Source organism: Kitasatospora sp. NPDC058243 (assembly GCF_042882025.1).
In the GTDB taxonomy this organism is placed as follows: Bacteria; Actinomycetota; Actinomycetes; order Streptomycetales; family Streptomycetaceae; genus Kitasatospora.
The window spans coordinates 40,214-60,674 of sequence record NZ_JBHVWW010000059.1 but is presented as its reverse complement, the minus strand read 5'-3'; the positions used below and the strand labels follow the sequence as shown (position 1 = coordinate 60,674).

12 protein-coding genes are annotated in these 20,461 nt (G+C 70.2%); 4 read left to right on the top strand and 8 right to left on the bottom strand.

The annotated features are described in order from the left end of the window. Positions 1-519: 519 nt before the first annotated feature. Together ACFVX9_RS30015 and ACFVX9_RS30010 are read right to left on the bottom strand one after the other, a co-directional pair. Complete coding sequence (locus ACFVX9_RS30015) at positions 520-2,700, bottom strand: DEAD/DEAH box helicase (protein WP_387984514.1); 2,181 nt, start codon at positions 2,698-2,700, stop codon at positions 520-522. Positions 2,701-2,901: 201 nt separating this feature from the next. Next, positions 2,902-4,581 carry a DUF885 domain-containing protein gene (locus ACFVX9_RS30010; protein WP_387984512.1) on the bottom strand — a complete coding sequence of 560 codons (1,680 nt, stop codon included), beginning with the start codon at positions 4,579-4,581 and terminating at the stop codon, positions 2,902-2,904. Positions 4,582-5,008: 427 nt separating this feature from the next. Between ACFVX9_RS30010 and ACFVX9_RS30005 the strand changes: the two genes are divergently transcribed. Together ACFVX9_RS30005 and ACFVX9_RS30000 are read left to right on the top strand one after the other, a co-directional pair. After that, positions 5,009-6,136 carry an NADH:flavin oxidoreductase gene (locus tag ACFVX9_RS30005; protein ID WP_387984510.1) on the top strand — a complete coding sequence of 376 codons (1,128 nt, stop codon included), beginning with the start codon at positions 5,009-5,011 and terminating at the stop codon, positions 6,134-6,136. 312 nt (positions 6,137-6,448) lie between these two features. After that, positions 6,449-7,474 (top strand): alcohol dehydrogenase catalytic domain-containing protein, encoded by a 1,026-nt coding sequence (locus tag ACFVX9_RS30000; RefSeq protein WP_063350439.1) that lies wholly within the window; start codon positions 6,449-6,451, stop codon positions 7,472-7,474. A 62-nt stretch (positions 7,475-7,536) separates the two neighbouring features. Here the strand turns inward: ACFVX9_RS30000 and ACFVX9_RS29995 are convergent, their stop codons facing one another. The 3 genes from ACFVX9_RS29995 to ACFVX9_RS29985 all read right to left on the bottom strand — a co-directional run bounded on the left by ACFVX9_RS29995 (position 7,537) and on the right by ACFVX9_RS29985 (position 12,632). After that, positions 7,537-10,194 (bottom strand): SpoIIE family protein phosphatase, encoded by a 2,658-nt coding sequence (locus tag ACFVX9_RS29995; protein ID WP_387984508.1) that lies wholly within the window; start codon positions 10,192-10,194, stop codon positions 7,537-7,539. Positions 10,195-10,527: 333 nt separating this feature from the next. Continuing rightward, complete coding sequence (locus tag ACFVX9_RS29990) at positions 10,528-11,511, bottom strand: alpha/beta hydrolase (protein ID WP_387984507.1); 984 nt, start codon at positions 11,509-11,511, stop codon at positions 10,528-10,530. A gap of 53 nt (positions 11,512-11,564) precedes the next feature. Beyond that, entirely contained in the window at positions 11,565-12,632 is a 1,068-nt protein-coding gene (locus ACFVX9_RS29985) for an alcohol dehydrogenase catalytic domain-containing protein (protein ID WP_363377147.1), read from the bottom strand. 151 nt (positions 12,633-12,783) lie between these two features. Here ACFVX9_RS29985 and ACFVX9_RS29980 point away from each other — a divergent pair, with 151 nt between their 5' ends. Further along, positions 12,784-13,386 (top strand): CGNR zinc finger domain-containing protein, encoded by a 603-nt coding sequence (locus ACFVX9_RS29980; RefSeq protein WP_387984505.1) that lies wholly within the window; start codon positions 12,784-12,786, stop codon positions 13,384-13,386. Positions 13,387-13,389: 3 nt separating this feature from the next. Next, on the top strand, positions 13,390-13,668 hold the full coding sequence (locus tag ACFVX9_RS29975; protein ID WP_387984519.1) for a DUF6896 domain-containing protein: 279 nt from the start codon (positions 13,390-13,392) through the stop codon (positions 13,666-13,668). Positions 13,669-13,864: 196 nt separating this feature from the next. On the opposite strand, the gene ACFVX9_RS29970 is transcribed toward ACFVX9_RS29975, so the two are convergent. The 3 genes from ACFVX9_RS29970 to ACFVX9_RS29960 form a co-directional block, all read right to left on the bottom strand. Beyond that, positions 13,865-14,356, bottom strand: a complete 492-nt coding sequence (locus ACFVX9_RS29970) for a hypothetical protein (RefSeq protein WP_063350434.1) — start codon at positions 14,354-14,356, stop codon at positions 13,865-13,867. A gap of 330 nt (positions 14,357-14,686) precedes the next feature. After that, positions 14,687-16,027 carry a GH1 family beta-glucosidase gene (locus ACFVX9_RS29965; RefSeq protein WP_387984503.1) on the bottom strand — a complete coding sequence of 447 codons (1,341 nt, stop codon included), beginning with the start codon at positions 16,025-16,027 and terminating at the stop codon, positions 14,687-14,689. Between the two features lie 354 nt (positions 16,028-16,381). Continuing rightward, a complete protein-coding gene (locus ACFVX9_RS29960) occupies positions 16,382-20,440 on the bottom strand; it encodes an ATP-binding protein (protein ID WP_387984502.1) in 4,059 nt (1,352 codons plus the stop codon). Positions 20,441-20,461 lie beyond the last annotated feature (21 nt).

Here is a 20,461-nt window from a genome sequence, read left to right as displayed (position 1 = left end):
GTTGACTTTTGGCACGCTGTTGAGTTCTCAAGGAACGGACACTTCCTTCGGACCGCCTTCCAGCGGGCCCTCCGGGCGCTTCGTTCTTTCGTGTTCCCAGCTTATCAGACGTTTTCCGCTCCGTTTTCCGGCGCTTCGTTCATCCAACTCGCTGGTGTCTTCTGCGGCTTTATGCCCCGTCCGACGTTTCAAACTCTAGCCGACCCCTGCTCCGAAAAGCGAATCAGCCGCAATCCAATAAAACGAGCACGCCGAATAGGAACCAAGCCGCGACAAGACGCGACCCGGCCCGAACCAGGAGGTGGTGTTTCAAGAGGATTGGCCGCCCCGGGACCGTCCGCGCCGATGCGTGTCCGGTGCTCCCTGCCGAGCGACTGGGAGACAGTACCCCCTATTCAGTGCCCGAAACAAACGCCCAGCCCGGGACCGCGCAGGTCTACCCCTGCGAGCCCCTGCCAGCCGCCCCTGCCAGCCCCTCCCGACCCCTACCGACCCGCCACAACGCCCCCGGTCACAACGTCAGGTCGCAGCACCGTTGGCAGCCGTCCGGGCGAGGCGCAGTTGTTCCTCCTCCACGATCAGCGCGGCCAGCGACTGCTCCGAGACGTCGACCGCTTCAGGAGTCGATTCGGCCACGTCACTGCGGCGCGCGTAGTCGTCGAACAACTGGCTCTTCGCGCGAAGGATCTCCACCATCCGCTGGTCGACGCTGTCCACGGCCAGCAAGCGGTGCACCTGCACACGCCGGACCTGGCCCATGCGATGGGCTCTGGCTATCGCCTGGCTCTCCATGGTGGGCTTCACCTGGGGTTCACAGAGGATGACGACCGACGCCGCCTGGATGTTCAGTCCCACACCGCCGGCCTGGATCTGGCTCAGCAGCACCGCATGGCCCTGCACGGCGGCGAACTCGTCCACGACGTCCTGCCGTCGGACAGCGTCCAGGCCTCCGTCGATCGGGCCGAAAGCACGCTGCCCCAGGGCGTCCTGGACGACCCGCAGGACATCTCGGAAGAACGAGAAGACAACGACCTTCAACCCGTTCTCCGCAGCCTCGTCGACGACCTCCATCAGCCGCAGCAGCTTCGCCGACCCTTCCGGGTCCGCGTACGCGGCACGGCGCATGGCCATGAAGTTCCCCTCGGCGACCGCCGAGCGGTAGGCGACGAGATCGGACGCCGACAGTTCCTCCCATTCGTCGACATGAACGACGTCGGGGAGCTCCGTCAGGACGTCCCGCTGGTTGCGGCGCAGGTAGGCCGGTGCCACTGCCTTGCGAAACGACGTCGGCCCTGCGGCGGCCGAACTGCTGTGGATTCCGGGCAGAAGATCAGGCTGCAGATAGCGGACCAGGTTCCGGAACTCCTCCACCCGGTTCTCCATCGGGGTGCCGGTGAGGAACAGGACACGGTCGACGCGGGCGGTCCACTCTGCCACCGCCTGCGAGCGCTTCGTGCTGTGGTTCTTGACGTAGTGGGCCTCGTCCACCACGACCATGCCGACCGTGACGTCCTCCGGGACCTCCAGGCGACGCAGTCCGTCGAAGGTCACGACGGCGACACCTCCGCTGCGGAGCCATTCGGTGCGCGCGGCTTCCCGCTCCTGGCCGTGGAATCGGAACGCCCTCAACGTGCTGCGCGACTCGATCTCCCTGATCCAGTTGATGAGGACGCTCGCCGGGCAGACGACGAGGAAGTGTGCGCTCCCGTGCGCCCGCAGATGCGCGAGTGCGGCAATCGCCTGGATCGTCTTCCCGAGGCCCATCTCATCGCCGATGATCACCCGCTTCTGGGCGAGGGCGAAGCGGGCTCCGAACGCCTGGTAACCACGGAGCGGGACCGTGCACCGGGTGTCGTCCAGCGGCTCGGCCCGGACCCGGTCCGACAGGCTCTCCGGGAGGAAGCCCTCGGAGGCGGTGAGCCCGTCGGAGCCGGATCCGGCGAACTCGCCCAGGACGCCGTAGAACTCGGCCGAGCGGACTTCGAACTCCGCCCAGGCCTCGATGTCCGTGGCCGGTGGGCGGAGGAGGTCCACCGAGGCCTGGGCGAAGAGCATGGACGTTCCTCGGCTCTCCGTCTCCGCGAGCAGGGCGTCCAACCGGTCGACCGCGGCGAACGCCTCCTGCCGGCGCTGCCGCCCGGCGAACAGGCCTCTCACAACGCCCCGGGCCGGCTGGGCGGCGGCGATCAGGGCGGCGGCCTCGCCGGCGACACGCTCCGCCAGCTCCCTGGCCCGTCTCGCATCGGGCCCGGCGGCGACCAGCCGTTGGAGTGCGACGACCAGCGCGGTGCCGGCCGTGTCCTGGTGGTCGACGTCCAGCCGGATCGCCACGGCCTGCTCCGCTGCCCGGGCGATCTGCCCGGCGGCGGCGATGGCCTGGAGAGCGCTCTGGGCTCCGATTCCGGGCAGCAGTTGGAGCGTGTAGGGCGTGGCGTCCACCACCTGCCGCACGGTCCTGATCCCGGCGGCCTCCAACGCGCCGACGCGCAGACGCCCCTCGGTGACATCCCTCAGCCGGGCCACCGGAATGGCGTCCAGTTCGTCGCGGACCAGCTGGCCCCGCAGACCGGCCGCGGCCTGGCGCACGTGCTCGACAGCACCCTGGTGATCGTCGACGACCGCGCGGGCGACCGCATGGAGCCGCTCCCCGTCCGCCAGCACGACCTTGGGCTTCCGGACGGCGCGCTGCCTCTCTCCCACCTACGGCTCCTGTCCCGACTCGACCCTGCGGCACCCTCTCCGGGCGTCCACATGATTCCATCCAGGCACCGCCGACCGCCCCGGATTCCCGACCACACCCCCGGCGGCCCAGCGGCCCCGCGGCCCCGCGGAGTCTCCGGGCCGGGTGCCGTCCGTACGTCCGTCTCCATCGACGGCGGTCGCACGGCCGTCAGCCGGCGGTCACAGCACTGCCAGGGCTGCCTCCAGGTCGTCCAGGCCCAGGGAGCCCTGCCGCAGGGCCTTCATGTGCCAGTGCTTGAGGTCGAAGTCGGCGCCCAGCCGGCGGCGGGCCGCCTCGCGGCCGGCCAGCCAGGCGCGCTCGCCGAGTTTGTAGCCGATGGCCTGGCCGGGCCAGCCGAGGTAGCGGACGATCTCACTGTGCAGGTGGGCGGGCGCCAGACCGACGTAGTCGGCCATGAAGGCGGTGGCCAGCTCCGGGGTCCAGCGCTCGCCAGGGTGGAACGGGGAGCCCGCCGGAATGACGCTCTCCAGGTGCATGCCGAGGTCGACGATGACGCGGGCGACGCGCATCATCTGCTTGCCGAGATAGCCGAGGCGGCGTCCGGGATCGGTGAGGAAGCCGAGCTCGTCCATCAGCCGCTCCGCGTACAGGGCCCAGCCCTCCACGTTGGCGCTGATCTTGCCGAGGGTGACCTGGTAGCGGGACAGCTGCTCCGCCGCCGCGGTCCAGGAGGCGAGCTGCAGATGGTGCCCGGGGACGCCCTCGTGGTACCAGGTGCTGACCAGGCGCCAGGTGCGGAACCGCTCCTGCGCGTCGCCGTTGGCCGGCGGGAGGAAGGTCCGGCCCGGGCGGGCGAAGTCGAGGCTCGGTCCGCTGTAGTACGGCGCGGCGGCGCTGCCGGCCGGGGCGATCCTGGTCTCGACCCGGCGCAGCGGGCCGGTGATGTCGAAGTGGCGCCCGTCGAGTGCCTCGATCGCGTCGTCCGTGATCTGCTGCAGCCAGCCGCGCATCTGCTCGGCGCCGTGCACGGTGTGTCCGTGCTCGTCCAGGTGGGCCCGGGCTTCCTGGACGGTGGCGCCGGGCAGCACCCGTTCGGCCTCTGTGCGCAGCTCGGCCCAGACCCGGTGGAACTCCTCCCAGGCCCAGTCGTAGGTCTCGTCCAGGTCCAGGTCGGCGCCGGTGTACCGGCGGGCCCCGAGCAGGTAGCGCTCGCGGCCGGCGGCGTCCGGCGTGCCTTCCGCAGCGGACCGGTAGCTGTCGCGGAGCCAGTCCCGGAACGCAGCCACGGCGGCCGTCGCGTCGTTCGCGGCGGTGTCCAGTTCGGGGCGGAGCCGCTGCGGCGCGGGGGCGACGAACTCGGCGAACCAGCCGGGGCCCCCGGCCGTCTCGCCGGTCCACGCGGTGAGCTGCGCGCACAGCACGTCGGCCTGGCGGGGCGCGGCGAGCAGTTTGCGGGCGACGCCCTCCGCCAGCGTGGCACGGTAACCGTCCAGCGCGGCGGGCAGGTTGCGCAGTCGGCCCAGGACCGGGGCCCAGTCGTCGTCGGTGGCGGTGGGCATCATCGTGAAGATGCCCCGGAGCTGGTGCACCGGTGTGTGCAGGTTCCGCACGGCGCGGAAGTTCTCGCCGGCCTCGTGCACCCGCACCTCGGCGTCGAGCCGCTCGCGCAGCAGCCGCGCGCACACGAGCTCCGCCGGATCCCCGTCGGGCCCGGCCTCGGGGACGGCGTCCAGACGCGCCAGCGCCTCCCGCGCGAGCCGGACCGTCTCCTCGACGCCGTCCGGCGACAGGTCGGGCATCCGGTCGTCGCCCGGAGCCAGGCCCAGGGACGTGGAGGTGACGGGATCGTGTGCGGCGACCCGGGCCACGTAGTCGTCGGCGATCTGTCGTGGAGTCATCGTCAGCTCCTTCGGTCGGCGATCGGTCGCGGTACCAGGCGTAGGAGGCCTTCGGGGTGCGCCGCTGCGCCACGAAGTCGCTACGCCGCGAAATCACTGCGCCACGAAGTCACCGCGCCGCGAAGTCGCTGCGCCACGAAGTCGACGTGGACGATTCCGGAGCGCCGGCGGAAGGCCTCAGGCCGTCGAACACGTCGTGATTGTAGCCAGGGCCCGCCCTCCCGCCCCTGACGGCCGCCAAGTCCACACCGCAGCAGACGGGTTGGGCCACGACCGGGCGCGACGAGCCAGCCGCCCCCTCCGGTGCGCAGTGGCGCTGATCACAGCAGGATTCGCGCAGTCGGCGAAATGCGGGGGCCTCCCAGGTTGTTTGCACAGGCAACCAATTCCGCCCCGGCGCACTCCACCGGTACCCACGAGGGATCCCATGACCGTCACCGAGCCCGCAGCCTCCCGCGCGGCCGAAATCCTGTCCCGGCCCGTCACGCTCAACGGGCTGACCGTTCCCAACCGCATCGCGATGGCGCCGATGACGCGCAGGTTCTCCCCGGGCGGCGTGCCCGGCGAGGACGTGCGCTCGTACTACGCCCGCCGGGCCGCCGCGGGCGTCGGCCTGATCATCACCGAGGGGACGTACGTCGGCCACGAGTCCGCCGGCCAGAGTGACGACATCCCGCGCTTCCACGGCGAGGAACAGCTGGCCGGGTGGGCCCGCGTCGCCGAGGACGTCCACACGGCGGGCGGCACCATCGTGCCGCAGCTCTGGCACATCGGCATGGTGCGCCAGCAGGGCGACCCGCCGTTCGCCGACGCGCCCGCCGTCGGCCCGTCCGGGATCCGCCTGGACGGCACCGAGGGAACGGGCCAGGCGATGACCCGGACCGATCTGGACGCCGTCATCGGCGCGTTCGCCGAGGCCGCCGCGGCCGCCGAGCGGATCGGCTTCGACGGCGTCGAGCTGCACGGCGCCCACGGCTACCTGCTCGACCAGTTCCTGTGGGCGGGCACCAACCGCCGCACCGACGCCTACGGCGGCGACCCGGTGGCCCGGACGAAGTTCACGGCCGAGCTCGTCGCCGCGGTGCGAGCGGCCGTCTCCCCGGAGTTCCCGGTGATCTTCCGCTACTCGCAGTGGAAGTCCGAGAACTACGAGGCCCGTCTCGCCGAGACCCCCGAGGAGCTGGAGGCGGTCCTCACCCCGCTCGCCGAGGCCGGCGTCGACGCCTTCCACGCCTCGACCCGCCGCTACTGGGTCCCCGAGTTCGACGGCTCGGACCTCAACCTGGCGGGCTGGACCAAGAAGCTCACCGGCCGGCCCGCCATCACCGTCGGCTCGGTCGGCCTCGACGGCGACTTCGTCGGAGCCTTCAGGGGCGAGGGCTCCCCGGTCCAGGCCATCGACAACCTGCTCGACCGGCTGGAGCGCGACGAGTTCGACCTGGTCGCCGTCGGCCGCGCCCTCCTCCAGGACCCGCAGTGGGCCGCCAAGGTCCTCTCCGGCCGCCACGCCGACCTGCGCCCCTACGACGCCGACGCGCTCCGCACCCTCAGCTGACCACCACCCCCCGAGGACCCGGCCGCGCGGCGAGCACAGCGGGGCCGGGCCCCTTCGGGCTCCCGCAGGACCGCTCCGGCAGAACGAGGTGTCAACAAACTTGCGTGAGCGGTGATTTCGGACGAAGTCGACACGGACGAGGCCGAGGGGCCGCTGGTGGCCCTCGGCCTGCTGCTCCCACTGCCCTGCGCAGTGGCCCGTACGGCCTTATGGTGAAGAAAGGCCCCCCGGATGGACCCCTGAGCAGCCTGCCGACGTACGGCGACGACTTCCCGGAGGAGCGCCGATCATCTTCCCGGAGGAGCGCTGATCATGAGTACCTATCGAGTGGCACAGGCGACCGCCCCGGGCGGTGCGCTCCACCCGGCCGAGCGAGAGGTGCCGCAGCCGGGACCCGGCCACGTGAGGATCGCCGTGGAGGCGTGCGGCGTCTGCCACTCCGACACACTCTTCGTGAACGCGGCGCTACCGGGTGTGTCGTTCCCCGTGGTGCCCGGACACGAGATCGCCGGGCACATCGAGGAGTTCGGCGAGGGCACTCGGGACCGTGGATGGCAGATCGGCGACCGGGTGGCGGTCGGCTGGTTCGGCGGCAGCTGCGGCCACTGCAAACCGTGCCGCCAGGGCGACTTCATCGTGTGCCGGAACCTGAAGGTCCCGGGATGGGCGTATGACGGGGGCTTCGCCGAGAAGGTGATCGCGCCCGCCGACGCACTGGCCCGGATCCCCGACGAACTGGCGGCGGGCGATGCCGGGCCGATGGCCTGCGCGGGCGTGACCACGTACAACGGGTTGCGGCGCAGCGCCGCCCGGCCCGGCGATCTGGTCGCGGTGCTCGGGCTCGGCGGGCTCGGGCACCTCGGGGTTCAGTACGCGGTCGCGATGGGCTTCGAGACGGTGGCGATCGCCCGGGGAGCCGAGAAGGCCGGCTTCGCCGAGCAACTGGGCGCCCACCACTACGTCGACAGCACCGCCGGCACCCCGGTCGCCGAGGCGCTGCAATCCTTCGGCGGCGCCAGGGCCGTGCTGGCCACTGCCGGGAACTCCGAGGCCATCGCATCCACCCTGGACGGGCTGGCCCCCCGCGGGGAGCTGGTGGTGATCGGGGCGGACGCCGCTCCGATGGCGATCAGTCCGGCCGGACTGCTCATGGGTGCCAACGTCGTCCGGGGCCACCCGTCCGGCACCGCGCAGGACGTGGAGGACACGATGGCGTTCAGCGCCCTGCACGGCATCCGCCCGATGACCGAGACCGTGCCGCTGGACCACGCCGAGGAGGCGTACCAGAAGATGCTCGCCGGGAAGGCCCGCTTCCGGATGGTGCTCACCACCGGCTGACCCGGATCGACCCCCACGGGCCTGCCCCGGCTGCGGGCCTGCCGAGCACGGGCTTTCCCCGGCTACTCGAGCATGGGCCAGGCCATCGAGGCGCTCGGCTGCAGCGACTGCTCGGCCCAAATGATCTTTCCCCAAGGGGTGTAGCGCACGCCCCAGCGCTCGGCGAGCCGGGCCACGAGGAACAGGCCGCGGCCACCCTCGTCCTCGGCGGCCGCGTAGCGCAGGTGCGGGGCGGTGCTGCTGGTGTCGGCGACCTCGCAGATCAGCGTGCGGTCGTACAGCAGCCGCACCTTGATCGGTTCGGTCCCGTGGCGAATGGCATTGGTCACCAGCTCGCTGAGCACCAGCTCGGTGACGAACACGGCCTCCTCAAGGCCCCACTCGGTGAGCTGTCGGGTCGCCTCGGCCCGCGCCCGGCCCACGGCCTCGGGGGTCGCGGCCACTTCCCACTCGCTGGTCCGATCGGGTGCCAGCACCTGGGTGCGGGCGACGAGCAGGGCGATGTCGTCGGTCTGGCGGACGGGCAGCAGGGCGTCGAGCACGGCGTCGCAGACCTCCTGGGGCGACCGGTCGGCGCGGCCCAGGGTGGCGGTGAGGACGTCCAGGCCGACACCGATGTCGCGGGTGCGGTCCTCGATGAGGCCGTCGGTGTAGAGGACCAGGTTGCTGCCCTGGGGCACCCGTACCTCCGTGGCCTCGAAGGGCATCCCGCCCAGGCCGAGCGGCGGACCGGCGGGAAGGCTGAGGACCTCCACCGTGCCGTCCGGGTGGACGAGCGCGGGCGGCGGGTGGCCCGCCCGGGCCAGGGCGCAGGTGGCGGTGGTGGGGTCGTAGATGGCGTAGAGGCAGGTGGCGCCGGTGATCGCGAGCTCGCCCTCGGCTGCCGCCGTCTCCTGGTCGATGTGGGCGACCAGTTCGTCCAGGTGCCCGAGGAGCTCGTCCGGCGGCAGGTCGAGGGTGGAGAAGTTCTGGACCGCGGTGCGCAGGCGGCCCATGGTCGCGGCCGCGTGCAGGCCGTGGCCGACCACGTCCCCGACGACGAGCGCGACCCGGGTGCCCGACAGCGGGATGACGTCGAACCAGTCGCCGCCGACCCCCGCCTGGGCGGGGAGGTAGCGGTAGGCGATGTCGAGGGCGCTCTGCTCGGGCAGCGCGCGCGGCAACAGGCTGTGCTGAAGGGTGACGGCCATCATGTGCTCGCGCGTGTAGCGGCGGGCGTTGTCGATGGACACGGCGGCCCGGGCGGCCAGCTCCTCGGCCAGGGACAGGTCCTCCTCCTCGAAGGGACCTCTGTCACGGCTGCGCCAGAAGCAGGCGATGCCCATCAGCACACCCCGTGCCGACAACGGAACGGCGATCAGCGATGCCAGGCCGAACTCCAGCACCGCCTGCGTACGCTCGGTGTCCTGCATGCGCCAGCCGGCGTCGGTCGCCAGCTCGGTGACCAGCGTGGGACGCCCCCCGACGAAACCCGCCGCCTGCGGGGTGCCCCGGTCCCACCTGACCAGCTCCCCTCGGGGGTACAGCGGCGAATCGTCCCGGGCGCCCGCGAGCGCCACCCGCTGCAGCTCCACCGGGGCATCGACCACCAGCACCCGTGGTTCCTCGCCGTCCAGGACCGCTTCGGCGAGGTCGACAGTGGCGTAGTCGCAGAATTCGTGGGCGGCCGTCCGGACGAGCTCCTCCGCGGTGCGCCGGACGTCCAGGGTCGTGCCGATGGCCAGGCTCGCTTCGTACAGCAGCCTGAGCCGGCTGCGGGCGACCTCCGCCCTCCCCGCGAGGGCGCGCAGTTCGGTGGAGTCGCGCAGGGTGGTGACGCTGCCCGACGGTCCTCCCCCGCTGTCGGTGGGGCGGCTGTTGACGGCCAGCAGGCGGTCTCCGACGGGGAGCACCTCGTCGGTGACCGCACGGTCGGAGAGCAGCAGTTCGGCCGTGCGGGGGGCGAGGCCGAGGTCGGCGACGGTGCACCCCTCCACGTCGGGCGGCAGGTCGAGCAGGCGGCGCGCCTCGTCGTTGGCGAGCAGGACCCGGCCGTCGCCGCTGACGATGGCCACGCCCTCGCGCACCGCGTGCAGCACCGCGTCGTGGTGCTCGTACATCCGGGTCATCTCTTCCGGCCCCAGGCCGCGCGTCTGCCGCAGCAGACGCCTGCCCACCAGCGCCGTGCCGGCCGTGGCCAGGCCCAGCGCCAAGGCGCCGACGCCCAGGACGACCGGCAGCTGGCGGTTGAACGCGCTGCTCACGTTGGAGACCTTCATCCCGGACGAGACGATGCCCACGACCGCCCCGTGGGAGTCCTCCACCGGGACGACCACCTGGTACTCGGAGCCGAGTGGGCCGTTCACGTCCTCGATGGTGACCTGGCCGTGCAGCGACGGCCCGATGGTGCCGATGAACATCTTGCCGATCAGCTCCGGATCGGGGTGGGTGTAGCGGATGCCGTTGCGGTCGGTCACCACGATGAAGTCGACCCCGGCAGCCGTGCGGGCCGCTTCGGTCAGCGGCTGGAGCACCGCGCTGGGGTCGGGGCCCTGCATCGTCGCCACCAGACCGGGACCGTGGGCGAACGCCTGGGCCGCGGCGAGCGTGCGGCCGCGCGCCGCTTCGAACCGGTCGCTGCGGGACTGGACCAGCAGCACGACGACGGCCGTCACCACGAGCAACAGCACGATCAGCACCTGCAGGACGAACATCTGACCGGCGACACTCCGGATGCTCATCACCGACCACAGACGATGCGCCGACTGCTCCCGCGGGGCTGAGCGTGGGTGTCGCCGCTCACGACGGCTACCCGATCGACGCAGGGGCAGCCAGGAGGAGCGGCCCGTGTCTCTGGCCATACACCCATGATCCACCGCACCCCGGTCACGAGCGGGCCACACTACGCTGATGGGGGCGAAGCGCAGGTGGCAGCGTGTCCCGCCGCAACACCGAACGGCTCACCCGCCCCGCGGCCGGCCGGCCGCCCCTCACCGTTCCTCTCCTCCCTCTCGTCTCCTCTCCTCTCGTCTCCTCTCGTCTCCTCCACGACCGAACAGTCCTCGGCGCGGATGTCAGGCGGGGGACGGGGAGGTGTGGAACTGGCGGGTGAGGTAGTTGGACCAGGTCTGGTGGAAGGTGGTGGCGAGTCGGGAGTGGGGGGCGATGAGGTCGAAGGCGTGGTAGGCGCCAGGGTAGAGGTGGAATTCGACCGGGACGCCGTGGGCCCGCAGGCGGGTGGCGTAGTCGAGGTTCTCGTCGCGGAAGCAGTCGAGGTCGCCGACGGTGATGAAGGTGGGTGGCAGGGCGCTGAGGTCGGTGGTGCGGGAGGGGGCGGAGTAGGGGCAGACGTCGTCGGTGCCGGCGCGGTCGCCCAGGATCGCCTGCCAGGCGAGGAGGTTGGTCGAGCGGTCCCAGATGCCGATGTCGGTGATCTCGTGGCTCGATGCGGTGCGGTTGCGGTCGTCGAGCATCGGATACGTGAGTGATTGGAACAGGGGTGTCACGCCGCCGCGGTCGCGGATCAGGAGGGTCGTGGCCGCCGCGACGCCTCCGCCGCCGCTCTGGCCCGCGATGCCGATGCGGGTGCCGTCCAGGCCCAGGGCGTCCGCCTCGCGGCCGAGCCACTGGTAGGCGGTGAAGCCGTCCTCGGCGGCGCCGGGAGCGGGTGTCTCGGGGGCGAGCCGGTAGTCGACCACGGCGACGGCGCAGCCGAGGCTCGCGCCCAGCCGGGTGAGCCACGGGTCGTCCTGGGCGGCGAAGCCGAGGACCTGTCCGCCACCGTGGAACCAGAGCAGGACCGGCAGAGGTCCGGGCGCTCCGGTGGGGCACAGAAGGCGGATCGGTACGTCGGGGCCGTCCGTTCGGCGCGCGAGGTGCGTCTCGATGGTGACCGACGGGTCGCCTGGCTGGGCGTCGGCGGCGGCCTCGGCCTGGGCGCGGAACGCCGCGCGCGTTGCGGCGAGGTCCGTCAGGTCGAACGCGCCGTTGGGGGTCATGGGGACCGCGTCGAGGGCCAGGCTCAGTTCCTGGTCCATCAGTTGACGGGATGCGGGCATGGCCGTTCCTGCTTTCGGGGGGAGGTGTTTCGAGGGGGTCTGGGGGAGACGCTTCAGGGGCGGAACGAGTCGATGACGACCACGCCGGTGGGTCCGTACGTCTCCAGGGACTCCAGGACCTCGCTCGCCTCGTGGAGGCCGACGGTGCGCGAGACGATGCGGCCGGGGTCGAGGCGGCCGGCGGCGATCATGTTCAGCATCGTGCCGAAGCGCTGGCCCTGCATGCCGAAGGCGCTCAGGAACTCCAGCTCCTTGACCATCATGACGTCGACCGGCAGCGCGACGTCCCCCTGTTCCGCGGCGGTGGTGTGTCCGAGCTGGAGGTGGCGGCCGCGGGTGCGCAGGGAGAGGACGGAGTTGCGGCAGGCGGCGGCGATGCCCACGGCGTCGACCGACACGTGGGCACCGCCGCCGGTGAGGGTCTTCACCGCTTCGGCGGGGTCATCGGTCGCCGCGTTGACGGTGTGGACGGCGCCGAGCGCGCGGGCGGCGTCCAGCTTGTCGTCCGTGATGTCGATCGCGATGACGTTGGCGCCCGTCGCCGCGGCGATCTCGACCGTCGACAGTCCCATGCCGCCCCCGGCGCCGTACACCGCGACCCATTCGCCGCCGCGGACCTTCGCCTGGTCGACGACGCCGTGGAAGGCGGTCATGTAGCGGCAGGCCAGCGCGGCGACGTCCACGAAGCCGACGCCCTCCGGCACTTCGACCAGGTTGACGTCGGCGAAGCGGACCATGACGTACTCGGCGAAGGCGCCCCAGTAGGACACCCCGGGTACGAGCGAGTCCACGTGCTCGCAGACGTGCTGATTGCCGCTGCGGCACATCTCGCACGCGCCCTCGCCGGGGTTCATCGGGAAGATGACGCGGTCGCCCTCCTTCCACCCCCGTACCTCGCGGCCGACCTCCACGACGGTGCCGGCGAACTCGTGGCCGAGGACGAACGGGGCCTCGACACGCGGCCCGCCCGTCCAGAACTCCCCGGCCCACAGGGCCCAGTCGGTCCGGCAGATCCCGTTCGCCCCGACGCGCACGATCGCGCCGTCCGGCGGGCAGGAGGGATCGGGCACCTCGCGGATGACGAGCGGCTTGTGGAGTTCCTCGATGACTGCGGCGCGCATGGCGCGGCCTCCTCGTGCTGAAGGGCGTTGGCGGGAGTTGAAGGGAGTCGACGGGAGCGGGGAGCAACCGCCTGAAGTCCACCGGTTCAAGTGGTGGACTTTGAAGCTAGCCGCTTGCCCGGAACCATGTCAACCGCATAAAGTGGTGGACATGGACGACAGCCGCGAGGGGCGCCAGCGCGCCAAGGCCGACTTCCGCTTCGACGACGCGCGGCTGTGCTTCGCCTTCGCCGGCACCCTGGCCGACCGCGGCGCGGACACGCCCTTCGAACGGCTCGCCTGGCCCGAGGACTTGAGCCGCTGGGCCGTCGAAAGCGACTGCACGACAGCGCCGCCGCCCTGCACCGAGGCCGACCTCGGCCGCGCCAGGCAGCTGCGTGAGGCGATCCAGCGGACCGGCCGCGCCCTGGCGGACGCCGCGCCGCCCTCGCCCGAGGACATCGCGCTCGTCAACCGCGCCGCCGCCGAGCCCCCCTCGACACCCGAACTCGCCCCCGACGCGACCACCGTGCGCTGGCACGGCGACGCGCTCGCGGCGGTGCTCTCGATGGTCGCCCGGGATCTGATCGCCCTCTGCGCATCGGAACACCGCACCCGCGTCCGCATCTGCGGGAACCCCGACTGCGGCGCCCCCTTCGTCGACACCTCCCGCGCGGGCGCCCGCCGCTGGTGCTCGATGAAGACCTGCGGCGCCCTCGTCAAAAAGCGCGCCTACCGGGCCAGGCAACAGACACCCGCCGACGGCCCCCGGTAGCGCATCGCCGCGCGCGGCGAAATCGGCACCTACTCCTACCAGGTCCACGGGGCAGGCTGCCTCTTCATCAGCGACAACGGCACCGAGATCGACGTGGACTTCGCAGCCGACGGCAGGGAGATCTTCGATCTCTGGCGGCTGCGCCGCTATGGCCGGAGTTTGCCCGCGCCTCACGACCCCACGGAGCAGGACCTGCGGTCCGCAGTGGAGTCGCTGAAACCACCGCTGGTCGAGGTGCGGCCAGGGTGGTTCAGCGTGGCCGAGGTCAAGACTTCAGCGTGAGACCGGCGCGGTCGACGACGAGCCCGCCATTCAGCGACTGATCACGAGGTCGTAGGTCGCGGGGCCACGAACCCCCGTGCTCGCGATTGCTTCGGATTCCTGGGGTATCGCTCTCACTACTGGCTCGTTCTGAGCAGGTGTTCGGGCCGCGGTACACGCGGACGGATCATGCGGCCGACCGCGCTGACGTCGAGAGTCAGGAGGGCCCGGTCTCTTCTGTCCCCGCCATCCCGCTCGCCTCTGCGATTCCCTCGACCGTCGCGCGGTCGCTCGCCCGCCGGCCCTCAGCGGCGTCAAGCCGGTCGCGCATTTCCCGCAGTCGGGCCGGGTCGGAGGCGACCTCCAGCGGTACGAGCGACATGACCTCCTTGGCCCACTCCCCGTCGCCGAGGTCGGCCACCACACGGTCGGCGCGGTCCTCGTGTCCGGGTGTCAGGGCGCCGATCAGGCCGAGGAGAACGAGCAGTTCGCGCTGCACCGCAGGTGTGAACAGCTCCCGCTCCTCGTCGTCCAGCTTCACCGCGATCCGCCCACCGCCGAGCTCGGCATAGCCGCGCAGGACGTCCATCAGAAGCTTGAACTGCCGCTCGGGCATCAGGACCTGGAGCGACTCGACGTAGAGCTTCAGTCGCAGCGCCGGCAGTTCCGAGGGGTTCGCATCGCCGTCCTCGTGCTCGCTGTCCGCCATCCGGGCCCTCCCTGGTGTGTCGGTCGACCGGCATCCTCACCGTTCGTAGTCACCCGATGGCACGGGTGGTGAGGACAAGTGACGGCGCGCGGAGGCGGGCGGAGTTCCCATTGCCGTCAAGGATCAGACGATACTCGGAGCCGGGACGGGCGCGATCGACGGGCCGGGGGCCGCGGCGGCCCCCGGCCGAACCGCCGGCGAAGACCGTCCGACCTATCGGACACCCTGTCATCACCGCCGAGCGCGGGGTACTCGGCTACGGGTTCGCATTTCGCCAGTCGCTTCCTTCCCAGTCGCGATCCTGACTCGTACCCCTCGCGCAGCTCGCAACTAACGTCCAAATTTCGCATGATGACTGGCAATCAGATCGCGGTACCAGGTGTAGGAGGCCTTCGGGGTGCGCTTCTGCGTCGCGAAGTCGACGTGGATGAGGCCGAAGCGCTGGTGGTAGCCCTCGGCCCACTCGTAGTTGTCGAGGAGGGACCAGGTGTAGTAGCCGCGGATGTCGAGGCCTTCGGCGGTGGCGGCGGCGAGGGCGTCGAGGTGGGCGGACATGAAGTCGATGCGGGGTTGGTCGGGGGTGGTGGACTCGGTGACGGAGCAGCCGTTCTCGGTGATGGTGATGGGCGGGAGGGCTTTGCCGTACGAGTCCCGTAGGTGGACGAGGAGTTGGGTGAGCGCGGAGGGGACGACGGGCCAGCCGAAGGCGGTGTGGGGGACGTCGGGGATGTCGACGAAGTCGAAGGGGAGGCCCGGTTCGGTGGGGGCGGCGATGCGGGTGGGGTTGTAGAAGTTGAGGCCGAGGCCGTCGAGGCCGGGGGCGGCGATGAGGTCGGTGTCGCCGGGGTGGATGGCGCCGTAGAGGTCGTCGGGGACGCCGAGGGCGGAGAGGTCGGGGTAGCGGCCGAGGAGGACGGGGTCGGTGAACAGGCGGTTGTGGAGGGCGTCGTAGGCCTGGGCGGCGGCGAGGTCGGCGTCGGAGGAGGTGGCCGGCTCGACCGGGGTGAGGTTGTTGGAGAGCATCACCTCCAGGCTGCGGTCGTGGAGCAGGGACGCGGCCAGGCCGTGGGCGAGGAGTTGGTGGTGGGCGGCCGGGAGGGCCTCCAGCATCAGGGTGCGGCCGGGGGCGTGGGTGCCGAGGGCGTAGCCGAAGACGGTGTGGACGAAGGGCTCGTTGAGGGTGATCCAGGCGGGGACGCGGTCGCCGAGGCGGTCGGCCACGACGGTGGCGTACTCGGCGAAGCGGTAGGCGGTGTCGCGGTTCAGCCAGCCGCCGTTGTCTTCCAGGGCCTGCGGGAGGTCCCAGTGGAAGAGGGTGGGGAGCGGGGTGATGCCCGACTCCAACAACGCGTCCACCAGGCGGTCGTAGAAGGCGAGTCCGGCGGGGTTGACGGTGCTCGCGCCGGTGGGGAGCACGCGGGGCCAGGAGATGGAGAAGCGGTATCCGTCCAGCCCGAGGTCCTTCATCAGCGCGATGTCCTCGGGGTACCGGTGGTAGTGGTCGCAGGCCACCGCGCCCGTGTGGCCGTCGCGGACGGCGCCGGGGCGGGCGGCGAAGGTGTCCCAGACGGAGGGCCCGCGGCCGTCCTCCGCCACCGCCCCCTCGATCTGGTAGGCGGCGGTGGCGGCGCCCCAGCGGAACCCCGTCGGCAGGTCGTAGCGGTCCGGCATGACTGCCTCCTGACGTGAACGTGAGGGGAACTCATGTTACTGGCGCGACACCGAAACGCCAGAGGACCGTCGATCGCGCCTGGAGACCACACAACCGGTGCCCCAGAGCCCGCTTGACCCCCAGTCGCCCGGGCGTAGCCATCGCTGCACGTCAGACCGTAGACAGCCCGCGCTGTTCGTTCACCGAACGACGCCTCACAGGCAGCAGTGAACACGCGTGGTCCCCTGCGAGTCCCCGAATGCATGACATCGGTTAAGGCTCCTTCTCCTGGTCTCACGGTCTGCAGTGCCCGGAATCCCGAGCCTGGCCGACGAAGTTTTTCGACACCCTTCCAGCAGAGGACGGTCAAGGCTTCAGTGCAGCGAAGGCTCGGGACCGTCCGAACCTACATCGCAGACCGGCGCCCGTGTAACACCCGGACGTCGGCACGATAGGAACCGGCTGATGGCCTCCATCAGGCCGTCACCGACGATCGGCTTGGTGATGTAGGCATCGGCTCCTGCGGCCAAAATCCGCTCCTTGTCACCCTTCATCGCCTCGGCTGTAAGTGCGATGACTGGCAGATGAGCGACATGCGGCTGTCGGCGGATGGCGTCGATAGTGGCACAGCCGTCCATCCCAGGCAGCCGCGTTCCGATGATGACCAGCATGATGTCCCGATGGTCCCTCAGTATGTCGAGCGCTTCGCGACCGTCCTCCGCATAAAACAGACTCAAGCCTTGGCGCTCCAACATGCTGACGAGTGCGAAGACGCTTCGGATGTCGTCGTCGACGACCAGGATCTGTTCGCCACGGAAGGCCGCATCCCTGCCAGCGCTCGATTCCAGAGGACGGTAGCGGGTCGAGAATAGGGCCTCGGCTTCGGCCGGGTGCTGGACTCCGGCGACAGACACGGAGCCGTCCAGGCGGTCAGCCAGCGGAGCCAGTGGTAGGTAGAGGGTGAAGGTGGAGCCGACGCCAACCTTGCTCTCCACGTGTATCTCTCCACCGATCAGCTGGGCGATCTCCCGGCTGATCGACAGCCCCAAGCCCGTCCCACCGTACCTGCGGATACTGCTGTGGACGCCCTGTGCGAAGGCCTCGAAGATGTCCTCCAACCGGTCACCGGGGATACCGATGCCAGTGTCGGAGACCGCGAAGGCGATCAGCGGCTCATCGAAGTCGGTGATCGCGCCGGCTTCGAGCAGCCGGCTACGAATGGACTGCGGCGTGGCGGGCCCGGCCAGGTCGACCGCGAGGCGGATGACACCGCTGTCGGTGAACTTGACCGCGTTGGAGATCAGGTTTCGCAGCACCTGCTGGAGCCGCCGCCCATCGGTGTGGACGGCGGCTGGCAGGTCCTGGGACACCAGGACTGCGAAGTCCAGGCGCTTCTCAGCGGTGAGCGGTTGGAACGTTGCCCTGAGGGAGTCGCCAATCGGGCCGAGATCGACCCTGCTCGGATCGACGTCCATCTTCCCTGCCTCGACCTTGGACAGGTCGAGGATGTCGCTGATCAGCTGGAGCAGGTCGCTGCCCCCGCCCCAGATGGTCTCCGCGAACTCGACCTGCCGGGGGGACAGGTTGCCCTCCGTGTTGTCGGAGAGCAGCTTGGCGAGGATCAACATCGAATTGAGCGGCGTGCGCAGTTCGTGCGACATGTTGGCGAGGAACTCGCTCTTGTACTGGGAGGCCAGGGCGAGCTGCTCGGCGCGCTCCTCGAGGATCCGCCTGGCTTCCTCGATCTCGCTGTTCTTGATTTCGATGGCGCGATTCTGCTGGGCGAGTTGCTCAGCCTTCTCCTGCAACTCATCGTTGGTGAGCTCCAGTTCCTCCTGACGTGCCTCCAACTCAGCTGAACGAACTGCAAGTTCGGCCGTCAGGCGCTGCGACTCCAACAGCAGGCCCTCGGTCTTGGTATTGACGCTGATGGTATGGACGGTCGTCCCGACCACGTCGGCGATCTCGTTCAGGAACTCCAGGGCGACAGCACTGAACGGTTTGGCAGCAGCGACCTCGAGTAGGCCCAGCAGCCGGCCTTCGTGCTGGATCGGGACCGCAGCCACGTGCGCCGATACCGATCCGAGTTCCGCAGATCGGGTCAGAATTCCCGGAGGGACGTCCCGCACGACTGTGGACCTCAATGTGGCACCTTCGTTGACGACCGCCTCGCCTGAGTGTGCCGCCGGATCAGCACCGACCGGAGCGTGTCCGTAGTTCGCGATCAGCCGCAGTGTGGAGTTCTCCTTCTCGTCGTAGCCGACGATCATCTCCGTGATGCTGCGGTTGACCTCTTGAGCCAGGTAGAAAGAACCATAAGACGCTGCCATGACCGGTGCCACCTCGTACAAAACGATGGTGGCTGTGGCCTCCAAGTCACGTCGCCCCTGCAGCATTCCCGAAATGCGGGCCAGGTTCCGGTCCTTCCACGACGCCTCCTGCAGCTGCCTGTGCTGCTCGACGAGTTGCTGAGTGAGGCGCTCCGATTTGTCCAGGCGCTCTTCGGTCGCACGGCGAGCGATGATGGCGGACTGGCTGCGCGCCACGAGGTGGGTGATCTCCTCCGGGATGTCGGTGTCCCGCTCGGCCAGCCAGCGCTGCGCCTCTGTCACCCGCGTCTCGGACAGGAGTTCCGCTTCCGCGGCCCGCTCCTCCATGACGGCCAGCCACCGCTGGAACTCGGCGTCCTCATCGACCCAGTTGGCGAGTCTCGACCATTCTCGGATGAGTGCCTCGTGTGCAATCTCCGCAGAACCGTGGCCTTCGGGGCCGATGACGACGAGTCGGTGTTCGGCATGAGCGAGCGCTTGGGCGACTTCCCAGTCGACGCCAAGGTGCTCGCGCTGAGCGACCACGCGGACAGCACTGCTCGCTCCTCCACGGGCGCGAGTCATGGCCATGAGTACGCGGCGGATCCTCGATTCGTCGAAGCTCTCGCGGACGGACGAGTACACCGTCTCGGCATGCTGGTTCAGGGCGCCGGACACCCCACCGAGCTGGTAGTAGGAGTCGAAGCTCATCCGCCTACTGCGCTGGTGCGGCCAGAGTTCCGTCAAGGCGAACTCCAGCAGGGGAAGCCCTCCGGGGCCGCGGCTTGCATCCCGCGCGATTGCCTCGGCCAGGCCCGGAACGTAGGTAACGCCGGCCGTCTTGGCTGGCTCCACGATCACCCGCGACAGCGCGTCCACGTCGAGCGGCGAGACGTTCAGCTGACGGTCCTGGAGGCGGGGACCGATGTCGGAAAGGGCCAGGAGGTCAGGAAGGAAGTCGGCACGCAGGGTACAGATCAGACGCACGTCTCCTACGGCCTCCGGGCCGTCGAGCGGCGGAAGCATTCGCTCCAGGAACTCGATGTACCCGCCGCCGTCGGTCCGGTTGGTGAAGACCTCCTCGAACTGGTCTCCGAGCAGCGCTATACGGCGGCCGGTCAGGAGAGCAACCTGCGAGGCCACACGCCAAAAGCCTTCGCGGCGCAATTGGGCCGAGCGTGCCACCAGGTCGTCGAGCGAATGCGATCCGGCCGGCCGTTCGAGTTCGAGAAGCGCACGAGCCACGGCATCGAACGGTGCGACGCCGGGGCGGAAGGAGGCTACCAGCCACCCATCGTTGACCAGCGTCGGCCACAAGCCTGCTGACACCACTGAGGACTTTCCCACGCCGGACGGACCCACGACCGCCACCACTGGTTTCACCCTGACCATCGAGCGAAGGCGGGACACCTCCTCCTCGCGGCCCACGAACAGCCCGCGTCGGGCGTCTGCCGCGCTGAAGGACTGGAGTCCTCGATATGGGCAGGGTGGCAATATGCTGCTGCCCAGCTCTTGGGGCCATGCGGCTACCAGGTGGGTCGACGGAACTGCGTAGGCATCGCCCGCCGTTCCGTCCCGGCCGGCGACGGCGACCATCCCGACTACGGCATCGCCGAACTCATCCGTGATAACAGCCGGCGAGCCGCTGTAACCAGGCTGCGTGCGCAGCGCTGCCTCCAACTCGGTATCAAGCTGGATCAGTCCGCCTCCGATCGCTCCCCGCAGGACGCATCGACTCCAACCACCGTTGGTCCGGCCTGGCGGATTGCCGGGATATCCGAAGACGCTGGCCTTGACGTCCCGAACCGTGCCGTGGTCGACCAGCCGTGCGGGTCCAGCCCCCATGGGCAGCGTGTCGCCGCCGACCAGGACCAACCCGGCGACGTCACGGCCAGCGGCTCCCTGCCCGGGAGGGGGGTCCCAGGCCTCGACCTTGCAGCTTCGCAGGGGCGCGCCCTCGGAGTCACCGACCAAGGGGAAGTCGATCTGAATGCGCAGGCCGTCCGCGGGACGATCCCTGACCGCCTTGTCTCGGTTGACCGCTGCGTTGACCACGTGGGCGCAGGTGATGATTCGGCGATCACCCACGACGAACCCGACTCCGACCGAGTCCTCGCTCCCCACCCGTCGGATTCGAACGACGAA

What these genes read in the sequence shown, in the direction of transcription:
- ACFVX9_RS29995 (WP_387984508.1), bottom strand. Translation starts at nt 10,194, where the DNA reads ATGAGCATCCGGAGTGTCGCCGGTCAGATGTTCGTCCTGCAGGTGCTG.
- ACFVX9_RS29965 (WP_387984503.1), bottom strand. Translation starts at nt 16,027, where the DNA reads ATGCCGGACCGCTACGACCTGCCGACGGGGTTCCGCTGGGGCGCCGCC.
- ACFVX9_RS30000 (WP_063350439.1), top strand. Translation starts at nt 6,449, where the DNA reads ATGAGTACCTATCGAGTGGCACAGGCGACCGCCCCGGGCGGTGCGCTC.
- ACFVX9_RS29970 (WP_063350434.1), bottom strand. Translation starts at nt 14,356, where the DNA reads ATGGCGGACAGCGAGCACGAGGACGGCGATGCGAACCCCTCGGAACTG.
- ACFVX9_RS29990 (WP_387984507.1), bottom strand. Translation starts at nt 11,511, where the DNA reads ATGCCCGCATCCCGTCAACTGATGGACCAGGAACTGAGCCTGGCCCTC.
- ACFVX9_RS30010 (WP_387984512.1), bottom strand. Translation starts at nt 4,581, where the DNA reads ATGACTCCACGACAGATCGCCGACGACTACGTGGCCCGGGTCGCCGCA.
- ACFVX9_RS30005 (WP_387984510.1), top strand. Translation starts at nt 5,009, where the DNA reads ATGACCGTCACCGAGCCCGCAGCCTCCCGCGCGGCCGAAATCCTGTCC.
- ACFVX9_RS29985 (WP_363377147.1), bottom strand. Translation starts at nt 12,632, where the DNA reads ATGCGCGCCGCAGTCATCGAGGAACTCCACAAGCCGCTCGTCATCCGC.
- ACFVX9_RS29980 (WP_387984505.1), top strand. Translation starts at nt 12,784, where the DNA reads ATGGACGACAGCCGCGAGGGGCGCCAGCGCGCCAAGGCCGACTTCCGC.